General features: G+C 46.0%; 1 protein-coding gene. It reads right to left on the reverse strand.

What is annotated here, in order from left to right; all coding sequences use genetic code 11:
• A partial coding sequence (locus tag HBA93_RS18750) for a PTS transporter subunit IIC (RefSeq protein ID WP_286202053.1) occupies window positions 1-210 on the reverse strand: 210 nt, incomplete at its 3' end.
• Between the last annotated feature and the right edge of the window lie 220 nt (window positions 211-430).

Below are 430 nucleotides of genomic sequence, written 5' to 3' on the forward strand. Positions count from 1 at the left end.
TGCCTGTGCTACCTCGCCGATTGAGGTGAACATCAATCCCAGCACCAGATTGATACCGATAAAAGCCACGCCGATGGTAACAGCAGCGCGAAAAGCTTTGCCGACCTTCGCGCCGAGGATAACGGCGATAATAAAGATTACGATTGGCAGCAGGACTGTGGGCCCCAATGTGTCGATCGCAGATTTTAGTCCATTAAGAAATTCATTCATATCTCCATGCCTCCCGGGATATGTAAGGGAATTAGTATGCCGTGAACTAACATTTGTCTTTTTATTTGTACTAAAGTTTATCTGTGAAATTTATGCTCAAGTCAATCGGGGCTCTTCACTCGTCTGCTGGAGGGAACGAAAAGTCATGTTTTACGCGCTTTTCCTGCTGATACTTGCTCTGAAAAGAGTGTTTTGAGCGCCTGCTTTTTACGTTGCAGGG

It is taken from the genome of Ochrobactrum sp. SFR4, assembly GCF_019730395.1.
Classification (GTDB): Bacteria; Pseudomonadota; Alphaproteobacteria; order Rhizobiales; family Rhizobiaceae; genus Pseudochrobactrum.